The sequence below is a fragment of the Ruegeria sp. BF6 genome (genome assembly GCF_056538665.1).
Map to the genome: position 1 here is coordinate 1,204,409 of NZ_JBQFTN010000001.1, position 16,074 is coordinate 1,220,482.

Here is a 16,074-nt window from a genome sequence, read left to right on the forward strand (position 1 = left end):
TGATGCTGTACGTGTCGCAGGTCAAGAGATCACGCCGCCGCACCGATCAGCCCTTCGACCACAGAATGCAGATCGTCGAAGTGATGTAGCAAAGCCTCGGGTTCGAGTGCAGCCATGTCATCACCAGACGGGCCGAACGTGACCAGAACCGACGGCACTCCGGCGGCTCGGGCCGTATTGCGGTCAGTATCTGAATCTCCGATCAGCACACACAGATCTGGATGCCCGCCTGCCCGGCGCGCAGCCTCGCGCAGAGGTTCCGGGTCCGGTTTGCGCACCGGCAACGTGTCCGCGCCGACAAGAGAGGCAAAGGTATCCCGTACGCCCATCTGGGTTAGCAATTGATGCGCCAATGCCTCTGGCTTGTTGGTGCAGATGCCCACGCCGTAACCCGCCGACCGCAAAACCTCGACCGCGTCCAGCGCCCCGGGATAGAACTGTGTGTGAGTGTCGATGGCCTGCGAATACGCCTCGAGCAGCGTTGGGTAATAGGCGTGAACCGTATCCTCGTCATAAGCACCGACACGCTTGAGCCCATGCGTCAGCATCATCCGCCCGCCCCGCAATGCAACCGCTGCGTCCTGTCCGTGCACCAGCACATCCCCGTGCCCCATCTCGCGAAAACAGTGGTTCGCTGCGGCCAGCAGATCGCCGGACGTATCGGCCAGGGTTCCGTCCAGATCGAAGATAACGGTGCGCATTGTGCCTCCTGTTTCGGCGGTTTTTTGCCGTGTAGTATTGCAAACGGCAATCTTGTTTGATGGCTGAACCGCTTGCGCCTTTGACCCCAGCGGATAAAACGGAAGGCAACAAAACACAAAGAGAAATCATTTTCATGAGTACTGCCCTTGTCATCCTTGCCGCCGGAAAAGGTACCAGGATGAAATCGGATCTTCCTAAAGTTCTACATCCAATCGCCCAGACTCCCTTGCTGGTCCACGCCATGCGCGCCGGGGCAATTTTGTCACCCGAGCGCACCGTGATTGTCGCAGGGCACGACTCCGAAGCCGTGGCCAAGGTTGCTACAGCCGAGGACGACACTGCCCAGATCACGGTTCAAGAAGAGCAATTGGGCACTGCCCATGCCGTTGCCCAAGCGCGCCCCGCACTAGAAGGGTTCTCGGGCGATGTCGTTGTCCTGTACGGAGACACTCCGTTTCTGAGACCCGACACACTAGAACGCATGGTTGCAGCGCGGGCGGAAAACGATCTGGTTATTCTGGGATTCGAGGCTGCCGATCCCGGGCGCTATGGCCGCCTGGTGATGAAAGGGCAAAGTCTGGAGAGGATCGTCGAATTCAGGGACGCATCTGACGAAGAACGTGCGATAACCTTCTGTAACTCTGGACTTTTGGCTTGTGACGCGCAGACGTTGTTCGCCCTGATCGAAGCAGTGGGCAACGACAATGTCGCGGGTGAATTCTATCTGACCGACGTTGTCGAAATAGCCCGTGAGCGTGGGCTGAAGGTTACGGCCGTTGCCTGTAGCGAAGCACAGACGCTGGGTGTGAACTCTCGCGCCGATCTGGCCGCGGCGGATGCCGTGTTTCAATCCAATGCGCGCGCCGAACTACTGGACCTCGGTGTAACTCTGATGGCTCCGGAAACTGTCTATCTGGCTGCCGATACGATCATTGGCAGAGATGCGGTTATTGAGCCAAACGTAGTTTTCGGCCCCGGCGTAACTGTCGAAAGCGGCGCGACAATCCGTGCTTTTTCGCATCTCGAAGGCTGCCATGTCAGCCGTGGAGCCATCATAGGTCCCTTCGCCCGCCTACGCCCGGGTACAGAACTGGCTGAAAACACCCGCATCGGCAATTTCGTTGAAATCAAGAATTCTGAAATCGCTGAAGGTACCAAAGTCAATCATCTTAGTTACATCGGAGACGCCACGGTGGGGGCAACCTCGAATATTGGCGCGGGCACGATAACGTGTAACTACGACGGAGTTTTGAAGCATCGCACGACGATAGGTGAGAATGTCTTTATCGGATCGAACACCATGCTCGTGGCGCCTGTAACGCTAGGCAACGGCGCAATGACCGCCGCAGGTACTGTGGTAGCCCGGGATGTTGAACCCGACGCTCTGGCCGTGGCCCGTGCTCGGCAGGACAACAAACCCGGCTACGCACGCAAAATATTTGATATGTTAAAGGCGAAGAAGGCTCGTCGCGATAAAGGAGTTTGATTCATGTGTGGTATTGTAGGTGTTTTGGGTCAGCACGAAGCCGCCCCAATTCTTGTTGAAGCTTTGAAGCGGCTGGAATATCGCGGATATGACAGTGCTGGCATCGCGACTGTTGACAACGGCGCATTGGGGCGTCGTCGGGCGGTCGGAAAGCTCGTGAATCTAAGCGATCTGTTGGTGCATGATCCCCTACCCGGCAAATCCGGAATTGGACACACCCGTTGGGCGACCCATGGCGCGCCTTCGGTCACAAACGCCCACCCACACAGGGCAGGCCCTGTTGCTGTTGTGCACAACGGTATCGTCGAAAACTATCGCGAGTTGCGGGCCGAATTGGCCGAGCACGGTGTAGGTTTCGCTACCGAAACCGACACCGAAACCGTAGCCCTGATGGCTGAGCACTTCCTGAAAACCGGCCTGTCCCCGGTTGAGGCGGCTTTCCAAACCATCGACAAGCTGCAGGGCGCCTTTGCGCTGGCCTTTCTGTTCGACGGTCAGGATGACCTGATAGTCGCGGCCCGAAAAGGCTCGCCCCTGGCTATCGGGCATGGAAACGGCGAGATGTACGTGGGCTCTGACGCAATTGCGCTGGCTCCATTGACCGACCGCATCACCTATCTGGAAGAAGGTGACCGAGCGGTGGTGACCCGCACCTCGCTTGATATCCGCAACGAGGCCGGAGAACTGGCCAACCGCGAAACCCGCCGCATTAAGTTGGACCAGACGCGGGCTGACAAGGCGGGCCACAAACACTTCATGGCCAAGGAGATTGCCGAACAGCCCGTGGTGGTGGCCGAGGCGATCCGGTCGTACATGCCTACCGGCGGGGACAAGGTCGTCCTGCCCGATGATCTGGATTTCACCAAGCTTGACCGCCTGACCATGGTCGCCTGCGGCACCGCTTTCTATGCCTGCCTGACGGCGAAATACTGGTTCGAACAATTGGCCAAGATGCCAGTCGAGGTCGATATCGCCAGCGAGTTCCGGTATCGCGAGCCGCCGATACCGGGCCGGACGGCGGCGCTGTTCGTCAGCCAGTCGGGCGAAACAGCCGACACGCTGGCCGCGCTGCGCTATTGCGAGGGCAAGGCCGACAAAGTCGTGTCGGTGGTCAATGTCCGCGAAAGCTCGATTGCGCGGGAAAGCGACATTGCCCTGCCCATCCATGCGGGTGTCGAGATCGGCGTCGCCTCGACCAAGGCGTTTACCTGTCAATTGAGCGTATTGCTGATGCTGGCGCTTAAAGCCGCTGCGGATCGGGGAACGCTGAGCGACGAAGAACTAGCCGATCACGCCGCAGCGTTGCGCTCTCTGCCAACGGTACTCAACGCCGCGCTGGACCAGAACCAGGCCATCAAGAAATCCGCTCAGCGCTTGTCCGAAGCGCGCGACGTGTTGTTTCTGGGGCGCGGCCTGATGTATCCGCTGGCACTGGAAGGTGCGTTGAAGCTCAAGGAAATCAGCTATATCCACGCAGAAGGTTATGCATCAGGTGAACTGAAACACGGCCCCATCGCCCTTATCGACAAGCACATGCCGGTGGTCGTCATGGCACCGCGCGATGCAGTGTTCGACAAGACTGTCTCGAACATGCAAGAAGTGATGGCGCGCAAGGGTAAAGTCATTCTGGTCTCGGACGATGACGGTGTTGCCGAGGCGGAAGACGGCGTCTGGAGAACCATCCGTATGCCTCGTGTACACCCCAGCCTAGCCCCGATCCTGTATTCCGTCCCGGCGCAGCTGCTGGCCTATCATACGGCTGTGGCGAAAGGCACGGATGTGGACCAACCGCGCAACCTGGCGAAATCTGTCACGGTGGAGTGAAGAATGGCCAAGCAATTCCCTGAACTGGATGACGCCCAGCAAAAGTTCATCACAGATCAGCACATCTTTTTCGTCGGCACGGCGGCACCTGACGGGCGGGTGAACATCTCGCCCAAGGGGATGGACTCGCTGCGTATTCTGGGGCCCAACCGGATTGTCTGGATGAACCTGACCGGCAGCGGCAATGAAACCGCTGGGCATTTGCTGGAAACCAATCGCATGACACTGATGTGGTGTTCCTTCACCACGCGCCCACTGATCCTGCGCACTTATGGGACTGCGCGCACGTCGCATGTAGGCGACGCTGGCTGGGACGAACTGGCCGATCTGTTTCCAGACCACCGCAGCGCGCGGCAGATCTATGATCTGCATATCGATCTGGTTCAGACCTCCTGCGGCTATGCGGTGCCGTTCATGGAGTATCAGTCCGACCGGGACACCATGCAGAAATGGGTGGACGGAAAGTCGGACGACGACATCCGCGCCTATTGGATGGAAAAAAACCAACAGACCATCGACGGCAAACCGACCCGCGCCGACTAATTTGATGCTGGACACCTATCTGGATCAGATCAAAGCCCATGCGGACGCCGAGCGTGCCGAGCAGATGGCGGCCTATCACAAGGCCGACCGTCCTTATCTTGGCGTCGGCAACCCGGTACTGAATGACCTGACCAAGGCATGGCGTCAGGAACTGGACGTGCCTGCGCGCGTCGAACTGGCAGATGCGCTCTGGCAAACCAACGTCCACGAAGGTCGCCTGGCCGCAGCCAAACTGCTGACACAGGCCCGCATTCGCCCTGACGAGGCTGTCTGGGAACTTCTGCAAAGCTGGCTGCCCGATTTTGACGCTTGGGCTGTGGCCGATCACGCCTGCATGGCGATGCAGAAACGTCTGTCAACCGACCCGTCCCGGCTGGATCAGGTCGAATGTTGGACAACGTCGGATCATATGTGGACTCGGCGCGCAGCGCTGGTGGCCACGCTGCCCTGGACGAAACAGAACCACCCGAAACCCGAGGATCTGGCGCGTCGCGACCGCATCCTTGGCTGGGCGGCGGGCTTTGTCCCTGACCGCAACTGGTTCATCCAGAAAGCCATTGCATGGTGGCTGCGCGAGTTATCGAAACATGACCCGGACCGTGTGATTGCCTTTCTGGCCTTACATGGCGAGGCAATGAAGCCCTTTGCCCATCGCGAAGCCGGAAAGTACCTGAAAGATCAGTTGGAATAGACCTCAAGTTCAACCAACTCGTCAAACGGCAACAATAAAGCCCGCATCGCGTCCAGCGACAACCGGCTGCCGCCACTCTCCGGCCCCGGGGCCGGGACCAGAGTGATATAGGCTTGCGACCCGGTTTTCGGCACTACCACGCGACCGGTGAATTCAGTATCGACCAGCGGTGTTTCCAACCACCGTCCTGGCGTCGTCGGGTCCCCCAATCCGGCAATGGTGGTCTTTGCACCAACCCAGCTTGCAGGCGCGACCGCAACCGGTTCCGGTTCGACCGTTTCCTCAGTCACGACCTCTTCCGCCTCGGCGGGTGCGCTACCCGCCCCCAATACACGATCTGTTGTCGACCGCACGGTGTCGCATCCCGCAACCAGAACGCACAAAGTCAAAAGCGTATATCTCATGCCGCCAGCTTACCGCCCTGTGCGCATCTGTACCAGCGCAAAGGAAATTTCGCCCTTGTCGGAGATGGGTCCCGGCTTTACCTATGTCGCATGACTGCTCCGCTTATCGACCCGTTCGCACGTGCGATTACCTATCTCCGCGTCTCCGTCACGGACCGCTGCGATTTCCGCTGCGTGTACTGCATGTCCGAGGATATGAAGTTCCTGCCGAAGAAAGACCTGCTGACGCTGGAAGAGCTGGACCGCATGTGCACCACCTTTGTGAAGTTGGGTGTGGAAAAGCTGCGCATCACCGGTGGCGAGCCGCTGGTGCGCCGTAATATCATGACGTTTTTCAACAGCATGACCCGCCATCTGGACAGCGGCGCGTTGAAAGAGCTGACGCTGACCACCAACGGTTCGCAGTTGCATCGCTTTGCAGATGATCTCTATGCAGCGGGCGTGCGGCGCGTAAATATCTCGCTGGACACGCTCGACGAGGACAAATTCGCGCAGATCACGCGATGGGGCCGCCTGAAACAGGTGCTCAACGGAATCGACGCGGCGCAAAAGGCCGGGCTACGGATCAAGATAAACGCGGTGGCCCTGAAGGGCTTCAACGAAATAGAATTGCCCACGATCACGAAATGGTGCGCCGAGCGCGACATGGACCTGACCTGGATTGAGGTCATGCCGATGGGAGACATCGGCAACGAGGATCGGCTGGATCAGTATTGGTCGCTGAAGGACGTGCGCAAAAAATACGAAAACCACTATTCGGTCACCGATCTGGCCGAACGCACTGGCGGACCCGCGCGCTATGTCCGGCTGGAAGAAACCGGGCAAAAGATCGGCTTCATCACGCCGCTATCGCATAATTTCTGCGAAAGCTGTAATCGCGTGCGCCTGACCTGCACCGGCGAATTGTACATGTGCCTCGGCCAAGAGGACATGGCCGATCTGCGTGGCGCTTTGCGTGACCATCCCGACACCGAGCAACCGCTTGAGGATGCGATCCGCGCCGCGATCAACCTCAAGCCCAAAGGCCATGATTTCGACTATTCCCGCCAAGCGGTCGACGGCCAAATGAGCCGTCACATGAGCCACACAGGCGGCTGACATGCCGGATCAGCAGAGCCAGCCGACGCTGCTCTACAACTTGTATTGCGGCCTGACCGCCGTTGCAGGCCCGCTGGTCTGGCGCACGGTGCGGAAAAAACTGCGGGCCGCCGACGTTCCCGAAATACGACAACAAGAACGACTGGGCCACGCCAGCCTGCCCCGCCCCAACGGCCGCCTTATATGGTTCCACGCGGCCAGTGTCGGGGAAACCTTGTCGGTGATCAGCCTAATTAAGCGGTTGGGAGAGCGCCTGCCCGATGCCGAGTTTCTGATCACCTCTGGCACACCGACCTCAGCAGCGCTGATTGAAAAACGCATGCCGCCGCGCGCGCGCCACCAATTCCCGCCCCTCGACATGCCCGGCCCCGTCCAGCGCTTTCTGGATCACTGGCGCCCGGACGCCGGTATCTTTGTCGAAAGCGAAATCTGGCCGCGCCTGATTGTCGAAGGCGCGACCCGTGGTATCCCGCTTGCGCTGCTCAATGCGCGCCTGTCGGACAAATCCGTAGAGGGTTGGAAGAAACGCCCCGACACGGCGCGCTTCATTCTGGACCATTTTCGCCTGTTCCTGACTCAGAATGACAAGACGGCGGCAAACCTGATCGGCATGGGCGCGCGCGCAGACCGTGTTCAGCCCGGCACGAACCTCAAGGCGATGTCCGATCCTCTGCCGGTGGAGCAAACCACACTGTCCGACACTCGCGCGCAGGTCGGAGATCGCCCCGTCTGGATCGCCAGCTCGACCCATGCGGGCGAAGAGAAAACCGTGCTGGAGGCTCATGCGGATTTGCTCAATCGATGGCCCGACCTGCTTTTGTTGCTGATCCCCCGCCACCCTGAACGCCGCAATGACGTGGCCGCGCTGATTGAGCAGGCCGGACAAACCGCAGCATTCCGGTCTGCCGGGGATCAGATCACCGGAGAAACGCAGGTCTACGTGGCTGACACTCTGGGTGAGACCGGCACATGGTACGCCCTTTGCCCCGTTGTGTTTCTGGGCGGATCACTGAAAGAAATCGGCGGCCACAACCCGTTCGAACCCGCACAGGCCGGAGCCGCAGTGATCACAGGACCGGGCTACTTCAACTTCGCCGAAACCTATGCCCCGTTGATCGAAACAGGGGGAGCCCTGCAAGTCCAATCCGCCCCCGATCTGGCCGCCGCCGTAGCAACCTTGCTGTCGGATCAAGACGCTCTGGAGACGGCGCGCAGCGCTGCAAAATCCTGCGTGAACACCCAAAAATCCGCACTGGATTCCATCGTCGAAACGCTCTGTACCCAGCTCAGCTTGTATGACCGGGATCCAGCTTCATCGGGCTATTAATTTCCCGGCTGTGCGGGGACCGAGCCCCCGCCCTGCCCATCAAGCCGCAGGCATCCGCTGCTCAACGATCCCGGCCCACCAACTGCATCCGGCAGGAATCGCTTCATCGTTGAAATTGTATTCGGGATGATGCACCGCTGCTGTATCGCCATTGCCGACCAGAATATACGCCCCCGGCCGTTCCTCGAGCATAAAGGCAAAATCCTCACCGCCCATGATCAACGGCGCCTCATCACAACTGCCGGAAATGGATCGCGCGACATCTGCGGCGAAATCGGTCTGCTCGTCGCTGTTCACCATCACCGGATAACCCCGGTAATAGGTCACCTCGACGGTCCCGCCAAAGGTTGCGGCCACACCGTTGCAGATCTCCTTGATGCGCTTTTCTGCCAGATCCCGCATTTGCGGGCTCATCGTACGGACGGTCCCTTTCAATTGCACCGTCTGCGGGATCACGTTGAATGCCGTAGTCGAGGTCTCAAATGATGTTACCGAGATCACAACCTGATCCACCGGATCGGCATTGCGCGCGGCGACTGTCTGCAAGGCCAGCACCGCTTGCGCGGCCATCACGGTGGTATCTACGGTCTCATGCGGCTTGGCTGCGTGCCCGCCTTTGCCTTCGAATGTGATGTCGAACTGATCGGTGGCGGCAAAGAAAGCGCCCGGACGAATGGCAAAGCTGCCCACGGGGCGGCCGGGCCAATTGTGCATCCCGTAAACCTCCTGAATGCCCCAGCGGTCCATCATCCCGTCTTCGCACATCTCGCGGCCGCCTCCGCCGCCCTCTTCCGCCGGCTGAAAGATCACAACAACAGTGCCGTCGAAGTTCCGTGTTTCCGACAGGTATTTCGCCGCCCCCAGCAACATCGCCGTGTGCCCATCATGGCCACACGCGTGCATCGCCCCTTCGGTCTTGGAGGCATAGTCCAACCCCGTTGCCTCGTGGATTGGCAACGCATCCATGTCCGCCCGCAGGCCAATCACCTTGCCGCCCGTATCAACCTTGCCCTTGATAACACCAACGACACCGGTGCGGCCGATGCCGGTCACCACCTCATCGCAGCCGAACTCCTTTAGCTTGTCCGCGACCAATGCGCTGGTGCGATGAGTCTCGAACAGAATCTCGGGGTTTTCATGAATATCGCGGCGCCACTCGGTGATTTCACTCTGCAGTTCGGCGAAGCGGTTCTTGATCGGCATAGTCATCTCCCAACTTGTTCTTTTGACCGGGGTACATCCCAGCGTAGTCGCGGCGTCAATCCAAAGGCGCAGGCCGCAGCGCGCCAGATAACAGGACAATCAGAATGGCCAAAGGCAGCAAAGCCGTGAACGCCAGTCGTAATGTAAGCATCTCTGCCAGAAACCCAATAAGCGGTGGGCCGATCAACAACCCTCCGTACCCCAGCGTCGCCACACTGGCGATGGCCTGCCCCGGCGGCACGTGCGGATCATTCGCGGCCCGGCTGAAGGCCAGCGGCATGATTACGGCATAGCCAACCCCCATCAGCGCAAAGCCTGCCAGCGCCAGCCCTGCCTCTGCTGCCGAGACCACAATTAACACGCCCAACGCCGCGCAAACGCCGCCGAAACGGGCAATGGCAACGGGGCCAAAGCGGGCGATCACGAAGCCCCCGGCCAGCCGGAAGGCCACCATGGTCACCGAAAACACAGCGTACCCAAGGGCCGCGATGCTTTCCGCTGCTCCGGTTACATCGCGCAGGAATATCGCGCTCCAATCCGCCACGGCACCTTCACCCAATGCGCCGCACAGGGCGGTGAAACCCACAAGGATCAGCGCACCGGAGGGTAGTGCAAAAACCGCGCCCCCTGGCGACACGGCCTTTCGGGACGACCAGCGCACCCAGGACAATGCCAACGCCAAGGCCACGACCGCGCCACCAGCCAGCAAAAAATGCTGCATCACCGTCAGTCCCATCTGTACCGCGCCAAACCCACTGAGCGCACCCAGTCCGGCCCCAAGGCTCCACATCGCGTGAAACGAGGACATGACCGGCTTGCGATAGGCCTGTTCCACTTCGGCCGCCCAGGCGTTCATCGCCACGTCCATCGAGCCATGAAAGGCCCCAAATACGAACAGGAACGCTGCCAGCGTCCAGAACCCGCCCGCCATGGCCAGCAGGATCAGAGACAGCGTGTAGAGAACCGCAATGACCCGCGTCAGCGCTACGGCGCCAAACCGGTCGGTCAGTCGCCCGGTGACGGGAAAGGAACACACCGCCCCAGCCGCCATGAACAAAAGGCCGTAGCCCAACGCCTCATGCGTCAGGTCCAGTTGGTCGCGCACAGCGGGGATACGCGACGCCCAAATTCCGAAAAGCGCACCGTTCAGGATGAACATGGCAGCCACGGCCCGCCACGCGGCCACAAGTCCGATCACCGGGTTTCCTTCGCAAACAGCGTCACTCGCCCCCGTTCTACAGGCTCGCGACGGATTGGCAAACGCCGTTCATTCCAGCCGCTTGCGGACCTGCCGGATAAAGAACCACACCGCCAGCACCACCGGGATCGTCACCGCCGCCGTCAGCATTCCCTTGCTCATTCCGGCCTTGGTCAGCGGGTACAGCACATAACTGACCAGCGAGACGGCATAATAGCTGATGGCCACCACCGAGAGCCCTTCGACAGTGTGCTGCAGACGCAGGGCCAGATCGGCACGGCGATCCATGCTTTCCAGCAGTGCCTGGTTCTGCGCGCTGCGCTCCACGTCCACCCGCGTGCGCAACAATTCTCCGGCCCGAATGGCCCTGTCGGAAAGCGCCTGCAGGCGACGCTCGGCGGCTTTCACAGTGCGCATGGCAGGATCGTAACGGCGCATCATGAAATCGGCGAAACTCTGGCGACCATCGAAACGCTCTTCCCGCAACACTTCGATCCGCTGGTTCACGATTGCCTCATATGCACCCGTGGCCCCGAACCGGAAGGAGCACTGGGCCGAGAGGGTTTCAAGCTCGGTCGAGGTAGACAAGAGATCGGGCAGCAATGCGTCGGGATGGGCCGAATTGTCGGTCATCTGCCCCATCAACCCGGTCAGTCTGCTGTCCAGCTCACCTATGCGGGACGTCAGTTGTTTGACCCGGGCAAAACCCAGCATCGACATCGCCTTGTAAGTCTCGATCTCACACAAGCGCTGAATGATACGACCAGTCCTGCGCCGCCCGGTGCCCTCGGCCACAAACAGCGCAAACCGCATATGACCGGCCGGATCGATACGGAAATCGCAGGCGCAAATGGCAGCGTCGTCCAGCACCCGCGCGACGGCCAGACTTTCGGGCTCAAACCAGTCAGCCAGCGCCGCCTGAACCGCTTCATCCTCTTGCCGCTCGACCACCCGGATCATCGCCGAGGTAACTCGTTGGCCCGGGCTCGCCATCAACCAGTCGGGTGGGAAGACTTCGAAATCAGCTGGGTTGAAGGGACGGTCACTGACGTTTTGTGTAATCGCAGTGTAGGTGACGAATTCGGTATGCTGTTCCCATTTCAACCAATGACGGCCGATCCGCCCTGCATAGTGGGTGGCCTGAGGTTGAGGATGCTGCGCCCCGTGTCGATCCAACAGGTTGATCAGATGGGTCAGATCCTCATCCCGATCCCGTGCTGCAGCGGCTTCCGGCTTTTTAACCGCCAGAAAAACCACGGTGCACGGAGTACCCGCTACCGGAAAAGGGCGTGCGTGCAGCTCATTCGCCAAAACATAGCGCAGAGGATGGTCGTCGATTGGCGTCATATGGGGCTCCGATTCATTCGGGCACTATAGGGGACATGAAAAATACATCAATTCTCTTTTATTTCATATACTTACATGGATACAACAGTATACACTATAGGCTATGTCATTGATTTGGCTGCCACAGCTCGATCGGATTGCCCTCGGGGTCGTTTATACGGGCGAGTTTTCCAACCTCACTGTCCCACTCGGCACGGCTTTCAACCTCAATCCTAGCGGCCTGCAACTGTGAGATCATCGTAGCCAGATCATCGACACGGAAATGGATCATCCATTGTTGCTCGGCCCGTCCAGAAAACTCGGTGTCCTGCGCGAATGGGGCAAACACCGTGTAGCCTTCGCGCTGCTTTCATGGCACCGGCTCGTAGTGATTGACGCAAGGTAATTTTCATACCAAGCACTCAGGGCTTCGGGATCACGCGCGAGAGAGAACACTCCGCCTATACCATTCACTTTTTTGCATCACCGATCTCCCTGATTTGCGTTTCCCCAGGGTACCCGTCTGCTTAATCTGGCCAAAATTTCTTGGGGGGCTTTGAGGGGCAATGCCCTCCATTCATAAGAAAAAGAAAAGGGCGCCCGCAGGCGCCCTTTGCAATTTGGTTAAGCCTGTTGATCAATCGATCATGGGCAGGAGTTTGTCGAGCGACTGCTTGGCATCGCCATAGAACATGCGGGTGTTCTCTTTGAAGAACAGCGGGTTTTCGATGCCCGAATACCCGGTGCCCTGACCACGTTTCGACACGAACACCTGCTTGGCCTTCCAGCATTCCAGAACCGGCATGCCGGCGATGGGGCTGTTGGGATCCTCCTGCGCCGCAGGGTTCACGATGTCGTTCGAACCGATGACGATGGCCACATCCGTATCCGGGAAATCGTCGTTGATCTCGTCCATCTCCAGCACGATGTCGTAAGGCACCTTCGCCTCGGCCAGAAGCACGTTCATGTGGCCCGGCAGACGACCCGCAACGGGGTGGATCGCAAACCGCACTTCCTTACCCTTGGCACGCAGCTTGCGGACAAGTTCCGAGACCGATTGCTGCGCCTGCGCTACCGCCATACCGTAGCCGGGGATGATGATCACGCTGTCGGCGTCATTCAGTGCGGCTGCGACACCATCGGCATCGATCGCCACCTGTTCGCCTTCTACTGCCATCTGCTCGCCCTGCGGGCCGCCAAAGCCACCCAGGATCACGCTGACAAAGTGACGGTTCATCGCCTTACACATGATATAGGACAGGATCGCACCGGACGAGCCCACCAACGCACCGACCACGATCAGAAGGTCGTTGCCCAGCGAGAAGCCGATAGCCGCCGCCGCCCAGCCCGAGTAGCTGTTCAGCATCGATACAACCACCGGCATGTCGGCGCCGCCGATGCCCATGATCAGGTGATAGCCGATGAACAGCGCCGCCAAAGTCATCAGGAACAGTGGGAAGAAGCCGCCTGATGCGGTGTACCAGATCAGGCAGATCAGCGAGAGCCCCGCCGCCGCCGCGTTCAGCGCATGACCGCCGGGCAGCTTGGTCGCTGCAGACGTTACCTTGCCCGCCAGCTTGCCATAGGCCACGACCGACCCGGTGAACGTGATCGCGCCGATGAAGACGCCCAGGAACAGTTCGACATGCAGGATCGACAGTTCCGCCGGGGTTTTCTTGGCGATCAGCTGCCCGAACCCTCCGAGACCGGTGTACAGCACCTCTTTCGAGGCATCCGCAACCGCCATCACTTCGGCGACGTTCAGAACTTCAAAATGCGCGTTGAAGCCCACGAACACAGCCGCCAGACCGACCAGCGAGTGCATCGCGGCCACCAGCTGCGGCATCTCGGTCATCTGCACGCGCTGTGCAACATACTGGCCAATGAAACCGCCACCAGCGATCAACAGCAGCGACAGCAGCCACAGGCCGGAACCGGGACCAACCAGCGTAGCAAAGACCGCCAGCGCCATACCGACGATGCCGTACCAGACCGCACGCTTGGCGCTCTCCTGGTTCGACAGACCGCCGAGCGAAAGAATGAAAAGGACAGCCGCAACGACATAGGCGGCAGTAGTGAAGCCAAATTCCATGTGCCCGGCCTCCTTAAGATTTCTGGAACATGGCGAGCATGCGCCGGGTTACGAGGAAGCCGCCGAAAATGTTGATCCCGGCCATGAAGACGGACAGCGCTGCCAGCAGAATGACGAGGAACGACCCCGATCCGATCTGCATCAAGGCACCGACGATGATGATCGACGAGATCGCGTTGGTGATCGCCATCAGCGGAGTGTGCAGGCTGTGCGAGACATTCCAGATCACCTGGAAGCCCACGAAGATCGCCAGCACGAAGACGATGAAGTGCTGCATGAAGCTGGCCGGAGCGATCAGCCCCACCAGCAGCATTAGCGCGCCGCCGACACCCAGCAGGGTGAACTGCTGCTTGGTCTGCGCCTTGAAGGCCGCGATCTCCTGCGCCTTTTTCTCTTCCGGGGTCAGTTCCTTGACCTCGGGCTTTTTCTGCGCCGCGATGGCCTGCACCTTGGGCGGCGGCGGCGGGAAGGTGATCTCGCCCTCATGGGTCACGGTCGAGCCGCGGATCACGTCATCTTCCATGTCATGGTTGATCTGACCGTCCTTCTCGGGCGTCAGGTCCGTCATCATGTGACGGATATTGGTCGCGTACAGAGACGAGGACTGCGCCGCCATCCGGCTGGGGAAATCGGTGTAGCCGATAATGGTCACACCGTTGTCGGTGACAACTTTCTCGTCCGGCACAGTGCCTTCGACGTTGCCGCCACGTTCGGCCGCAAGGTCAACGATGACCGAGCCCGGCTTCATCGCCTTGACCATATCCTCCAACCACAGCTTGGGCGCCGGGCGGTTGGGGATCAGCGCCGTTGTGATAACAATGTCCACCTCCGGCGCCAGCTCACGAAATTTGGCCAGCTGCGCGTTGCGGAATTCCTCGGACTGGACCGAGGCATAACCGCCGGTGGCCGCACCGTCCTGTTGTTCTTCTTCAAAATCCAGATAGACGAACTCGGCCCCCATGGATTCGACCTGTTCGGCCACTTCGGGGCGCACGTCGAACGCATAGGTGATCGCACCCAGCGAGGTCGAGGTTCCGATGGCTGCCAGACCGGCCACACCCGCCCCGACGATCAGAACCTTGGCAGGCGGCACCTTGCCAGCTGCCGTCACCTGACCGGTGAAGAACCGGCCGAAGTTGTTACCAGCTTCGATCACGGCACGGTAGCCTGCGATATTCGCCATCGAGGACAGCGCGTCCATCTTCTGCGCGCGGCTGATCCGAGGCACCATCTCCATGGCTATGACGTTTGCGCCCTTGGACTTGGCCAGTTCCATGCCCTCTTCGTTCCCAGCAGGGTTGAAGAAGGAAATCAACGTCTTGCCCTTGGTCAGTCGCTTTAGCTCGGCCTCGGTCGGGACCCGAACCTTGGCAATGATGTCCGAGGATTTCCACAGCGAAGCGGCGGTTTTGACAATCTCGACGCCTACGGCCTCGTACGCCGCATCCGAAAAGCCAGCAGCAGCACCCGCCCCTTTTTCAATGGCGCATTCATAGCCCAGTTTCTGCAACTGCACAGCCGAATCCGGGGTCATCGCGACCCGGTTCTCACCGTCCAGTATTTCCTTTGGTGTGCCTATCTTCACTGGCAGTCCCCCTAATTCTCGCTCGTTTCGAGTGTGTGGTCGGTTATGTTTGTTCAGCACACATGTATCTTGCGCAACATTATTTCGCAAGCGCAGCAATCGTTACGTGATGTCATGCCGTCGGCCATTCTAAATCCATCGGCGAGTCTTGCGCTCATACCGGGCGAAATCCGCGCGAAACGTACGACGCAGGCGGTCTTCTTCGGGCAGTATGAAGCGGCGTTCCAGCACCCACACGAAAACCGGAATTAAAACCAGGGACAACACTGCATCAAACCGCAGAACTAGCCCGGCCAGGATCAGAACATCACCCACATAGATCGGATTGCGGCTGCGGGTATAGATGCCTGATTGCACCAGCGACGAAGGCGTTTCGTGCGGTATAACCGTTGTCTTGTGGCGCCGGAACTCGACTACTGCCAGCAATGCGAAAAGGACACCGCCGCCGATCAGGATGCCGCTCAGCAGGCCGGTAAGTCCGCTGTCCAGGGACAGCCCCAGCGAAAAATGGCGCGCTTGCAGCCAGGCCAGCAAAGCAAACCCAACAAGCCAGACAGGCGGTAAGTCGATCCGGCGCATGTTCATTCCCCACAAT

General features: G+C 59.6%; 15 protein-coding genes. 6 read left to right on the top strand and 9 right to left on the bottom strand.

Annotated features, from left to right (window positions below; genetic code table 11):
- Positions 1–29 precede the first annotated feature (29 nt).
- The gene (locus ACR0IM_RS06080; protein ID WP_480640860.1) at positions 30–701 is read right to left on the bottom strand and encodes an HAD-IA family hydrolase; all 672 of its coding nucleotides are present in this window, start codon (positions 699–701) and stop codon (positions 30–32) included.
- Positions 702–835: 134 nt separating this feature from the next.
- Here ACR0IM_RS06080 and glmU point away from each other — a divergent pair, with 134 nt between their 5' ends.
- From glmU to ACR0IM_RS06100, 4 genes are read left to right on the top strand one after another with little or no spacing between them, the layout of a single operon-like run.
- On the top strand, positions 836–2,188 hold the full coding sequence (glmU, locus tag ACR0IM_RS06085; RefSeq protein ID WP_480681167.1) for a bifunctional UDP-N-acetylglucosamine diphosphorylase/glucosamine-1-phosphate N-acetyltransferase GlmU: 1,353 nt from the start codon (positions 836–838) through the stop codon (positions 2,186–2,188).
- Positions 2,189–2,191: 3 nt separating this feature from the next.
- Positions 2,192–4,012 (top strand): glutamine--fructose-6-phosphate transaminase (isomerizing), encoded by a 1,821-nt coding sequence (gene glmS / locus ACR0IM_RS06090; protein WP_480593074.1) that lies wholly within the window; start codon positions 2,192–2,194, stop codon positions 4,010–4,012.
- Positions 4,013–4,015: 3 nt separating this feature from the next.
- Complete coding sequence (locus tag ACR0IM_RS06095; RefSeq protein ID WP_480593070.1) at positions 4,016–4,555, top strand: pyridoxamine 5'-phosphate oxidase family protein; 540 nt, start codon at positions 4,016–4,018, stop codon at positions 4,553–4,555.
- 4 nt (positions 4,556–4,559) lie between these two features.
- Positions 4,560–5,246 (top strand): DNA alkylation repair protein, encoded by a 687-nt coding sequence (locus ACR0IM_RS06100; protein ID WP_480681168.1) that lies wholly within the window; start codon positions 4,560–4,562, stop codon positions 5,244–5,246.
- Here ACR0IM_RS06100 and ACR0IM_RS06105 read toward each other — a convergent pair.
- Positions 5,234–5,650, bottom strand: a complete 417-nt coding sequence (locus ACR0IM_RS06105; RefSeq protein WP_480593062.1) for a hypothetical protein — start codon at positions 5,648–5,650, stop codon at positions 5,234–5,236. The genes ACR0IM_RS06100 and ACR0IM_RS06105 overlap by 13 nt on opposite strands.
- Before the next feature lie 90 nt (positions 5,651–5,740).
- Here ACR0IM_RS06105 and moaA point away from each other — a divergent pair, with 90 nt between their 5' ends.
- Both moaA and ACR0IM_RS06115 read left to right on the top strand, forming a co-directional pair.
- Positions 5,741–6,748 carry a GTP 3',8-cyclase MoaA gene (moaA, locus tag ACR0IM_RS06110; protein ID WP_480681170.1) on the top strand — a complete coding sequence of 336 codons (1,008 nt, stop codon included), beginning with the start codon at positions 5,741–5,743 and terminating at the stop codon, positions 6,746–6,748.
- 1 nt (position 6,749) lies between these two features.
- Positions 6,750–8,075: a 3-deoxy-D-manno-octulosonic acid transferase gene (locus ACR0IM_RS06115; RefSeq protein ID WP_480681171.1), complete on the top strand. Its 1,326-nt coding sequence runs from the start codon at positions 6,750–6,752 to the stop codon at positions 8,073–8,075.
- 39 nt (positions 8,076–8,114) lie between these two features.
- Here ACR0IM_RS06115 and ACR0IM_RS06120 read toward each other — a convergent pair whose 3' ends face one another.
- The 7 genes from ACR0IM_RS06120 to ACR0IM_RS06150 all read right to left on the bottom strand — a co-directional run bounded on the left by ACR0IM_RS06120 (position 8,115) and on the right by ACR0IM_RS06150 (position 16,058).
- On the bottom strand, positions 8,115–9,278 hold the full coding sequence (locus tag ACR0IM_RS06120; RefSeq protein ID WP_480593050.1) for a M20 aminoacylase family protein: 1,164 nt from the start codon (positions 9,276–9,278) through the stop codon (positions 8,115–8,117).
- 55 nt (positions 9,279–9,333) lie between these two features.
- A complete protein-coding gene (locus ACR0IM_RS06125) occupies positions 9,334–10,476 on the bottom strand; it encodes an MFS transporter (RefSeq protein WP_480593047.1) in 1,143 nt (380 codons plus the stop codon).
- A 69-nt stretch (positions 10,477–10,545) separates the two neighbouring features.
- Positions 10,546–11,823, bottom strand: a complete 1,278-nt coding sequence (locus ACR0IM_RS06130; RefSeq protein WP_480681172.1) for a DUF3422 family protein — start codon at positions 11,821–11,823, stop codon at positions 10,546–10,548.
- Positions 11,824–11,929: 106 nt separating this feature from the next.
- Complete coding sequence (locus ACR0IM_RS06135) at positions 11,930–12,151, bottom strand: VOC family protein (RefSeq protein WP_480681173.1); 222 nt, start codon at positions 12,149–12,151, stop codon at positions 11,930–11,932.
- Positions 12,152–12,439: 288 nt separating this feature from the next.
- Entirely contained in the window at positions 12,440–13,894 is a 1,455-nt protein-coding gene (locus tag ACR0IM_RS06140; protein WP_170400356.1) for an NAD(P)(+) transhydrogenase (Re/Si-specific) subunit beta, read from the bottom strand.
- Positions 13,895–13,907: 13 nt separating this feature from the next.
- Positions 13,908–15,479, bottom strand: coding sequence for a Re/Si-specific NAD(P)(+) transhydrogenase subunit alpha (locus tag ACR0IM_RS06145; protein ID WP_480681174.1), 1,572 nt, complete (start codon positions 15,477–15,479; stop codon positions 13,908–13,910).
- A gap of 129 nt (positions 15,480–15,608) precedes the next feature.
- Positions 15,609–16,058, bottom strand: coding sequence for a methyltransferase family protein (locus ACR0IM_RS06150; protein WP_480640868.1), 450 nt, complete (start codon positions 16,056–16,058; stop codon positions 15,609–15,611).
- Between the last annotated feature and the right edge of the window lie 16 nt (positions 16,059–16,074).

Bases quoted from the DNA above. Each gene is read 5' to 3' on its own strand.
- ACR0IM_RS06080 (WP_480640860.1), bottom strand. From the start codon at position 701: ATGCGCACCGTTATCTTCGATCTGGACGGAACCCTGGCCGATACGTCC.
- glmU (WP_480681167.1), top strand. From the start codon at position 836: ATGAGTACTGCCCTTGTCATCCTTGCCGCCGGAAAAGGTACCAGGATG.
- glmS (WP_480593074.1), top strand. From the start codon at position 2,192: ATGTGTGGTATTGTAGGTGTTTTGGGTCAGCACGAAGCCGCCCCAATT.
- ACR0IM_RS06095 (WP_480593070.1), top strand. From the start codon at position 4,016: ATGGCCAAGCAATTCCCTGAACTGGATGACGCCCAGCAAAAGTTCATC.
- ACR0IM_RS06100 (WP_480681168.1), top strand. From the start codon at position 4,560: ATGCTGGACACCTATCTGGATCAGATCAAAGCCCATGCGGACGCCGAG.
- ACR0IM_RS06105 (WP_480593062.1), bottom strand. From the start codon at position 5,650: ATGAGATATACGCTTTTGACTTTGTGCGTTCTGGTTGCGGGATGCGAC.
- moaA (WP_480681170.1), top strand. From the start codon at position 5,741: ATGACTGCTCCGCTTATCGACCCGTTCGCACGTGCGATTACCTATCTC.
- ACR0IM_RS06115 (WP_480681171.1), top strand. From the start codon at position 6,750: ATGCCGGATCAGCAGAGCCAGCCGACGCTGCTCTACAACTTGTATTGC.
- ACR0IM_RS06120 (WP_480593050.1), bottom strand. From the start codon at position 9,278: ATGCCGATCAAGAACCGCTTCGCCGAACTGCAGAGTGAAATCACCGAG.
- ACR0IM_RS06130 (WP_480681172.1), bottom strand. From the start codon at position 11,823: ATGACGCCAATCGACGACCATCCTCTGCGCTATGTTTTGGCGAATGAG.
- ACR0IM_RS06140 (WP_170400356.1), bottom strand. From the start codon at position 13,894: ATGGAATTTGGCTTCACTACTGCCGCCTATGTCGTTGCGGCTGTCCTT.
- ACR0IM_RS06150 (WP_480640868.1), bottom strand. From the start codon at position 16,058: ATGCGCCGGATCGACTTACCGCCTGTCTGGCTTGTTGGGTTTGCTTTG.